General features: G+C 25.4%; 3 protein-coding genes. All 3 read right to left on the reverse strand.

The window, feature by feature from the left end:
• Nucleotides 1–558 (reverse strand): ABC transporter permease (locus KGF50_RS21335; RefSeq protein WP_227849920.1); only part of this gene is annotated, 558 nt, incomplete at its 3' end.
• Nucleotides 551–1,267: an ABC transporter ATP-binding protein gene (locus KGF50_RS21340; protein ID WP_227849921.1), complete on the reverse strand. Its 717-nt coding sequence runs from the start codon at nucleotides 1,265–1,267 to the stop codon at nucleotides 551–553. The genes KGF50_RS21340 and KGF50_RS21335, both read right to left, overlap by 8 nt.
• 72 nt (nucleotides 1,268–1,339) lie before the next feature.
• Entirely contained in the window at nucleotides 1,340–1,696 is a 357-nt protein-coding gene (locus KGF50_RS21345) for a GntR family transcriptional regulator (protein WP_227849922.1), read from the reverse strand.
• Nucleotides 1,697–1,721: the final 25 nt, after the last annotated feature.

Consider the following 1,721-nt stretch of genomic DNA (forward strand, 5'->3'; position numbering starts at 1 on the left):
GAGCAATAAAACTATATAAATTGTTATAAAAGAGATAAAGTCGATTGGGATACTTCTTAAGTTTGAATAATATAAATCCTGCGCAAATGACATATTAGCTATTGGAATATTTCTAAAAACAAAATTAAATATATATTTACATATAAATAATGTTGCTATCTGACTTATCAAAAAACCATATACCATTGTTATCAAAGCGATTGACTTAGATATACAAAGCTTAAATTTATCCTGAGGTAACATCATTAAAGTATAAATACTTTGATTTTTAGAAAAGAAATCCCTTTTCCACATAAAAATATAGTATGTAAACATTCCCAATATTCCGTACAGTAAAATTGTTTGGATATATCTAAGATTCCCAATTACACCTATTCCATAAAATACACCTCCAAAATCCTCTATTGCTAGATTTATAATAAATTTAGAGTTCTTAAATTTAATAATTTCAAATAAATTTAGGCCCAGTGTAATTAAAGATAAAAAAGATATATAAGCCATATAAAACCTCTTATTTCTCCTTAAATCTACATTTATTAGACATAGAAGCTTATTCATTCTTATATACCTCCCTCATTTTATCTAATATAGACTTGCCCTCTCTTTCTCTTAACTCTTCTGCATTAAATGATGTTATTATTTTACCTTCATCAAGAATTATAACTTCATCAACTAAACTTTCTATTTCTACTATCTCATGAGTTGTTATAATAATAGCTTGATTTTCTTTCATATATTGTGCTATTACCCCTATAAATTCTTCTCTTTTAAACAAGTCGATTCCTGTGAATGGTTCATCAAGTAATATATAGTCTGGGTCTTGACAAAATCCAAGTATTAACTTTACTCTTGCAATATTTCCTTTAGATAAATTGTCAATTACTTCATTCTCATTCAGTTTAAATATATCCATCATTTCTTTTGATTTTTCTTTATTCCATCTTGGATAAAAAATTTCCATAAATTCAAATGACTCTTTTATTGTTGTATTACTAAAGTGAGATTCTACATCTGGAACAAATGCAAGTTTATTATATATATTTTTATTCATTTTTTCTCCATCTATTAAAATCTCTCCACTGTCAATTTTTATAAGTCCTGCTATTGCTTTTAATATTGTTGACTTACCAACACCATTTATCCCAAGTAAAGCTGTTATTTTTCCTTTTTCAATATTAAAGCTTACATTCTTTAAAGCATCTATTTTTTTTACTTTTATCCCTTGCATTCTTTTATATGTTTTGCTTACATTTTTAATTTCTATCATATTAGTGTCCTCCATATTTAATATGCTTGTACAATTAACCTTATAAGTTAAGTGTTTATATTTATTAAAAAACTAATATCTATCTTCTATTATCTCTAAAACTTCTTCTTTAGTAACATTTATAGCCTTCATATCTTCTATAAATACAACTAAAGATTCATTTATTAGTTCTAGTTTTAGATTTTTTAATATATTTTCATCAACTGTCACGCTACTCTGATAGTTTTTAAAAGTATTTATTATATTCATATCACCCATCTCCTTATATGCTCTTTGAACAGTATTTAAATTTACTTTTAAATTAAGTGCCATTTCTCTTCTTGATGGTATTGTTTCTCCTGGTTTTAATTCTCCGGTTACTATTTGTCTCTTTATATGCTTTATTATTTGCAAATAAATGGGAGATGTATTATCTAATTCAAAATTCATACTTCCTCCTATTCTAGTGTATTAA

This window comes from Clostridioides sp. ZZV15-6598, assembly GCF_020657705.1.
In the GTDB taxonomy this organism is placed as follows: Bacteria; Bacillota; Clostridia; order Peptostreptococcales; family Peptostreptococcaceae; genus Clostridioides; species Clostridioides difficile_F.

Bases quoted from the DNA above. Each gene is read 5' to 3' on its own strand.
- KGF50_RS21345 (WP_227849922.1), bottom strand. From the start codon at position 1,696: ATGAATTTTGAATTAGATAATACATCTCCCATTTATTTGCAAATAATA.
- KGF50_RS21340 (WP_227849921.1), bottom strand. From the start codon at position 1,267: ATGATAGAAATTAAAAATGTAAGCAAAACATATAAAAGAATGCAAGGG.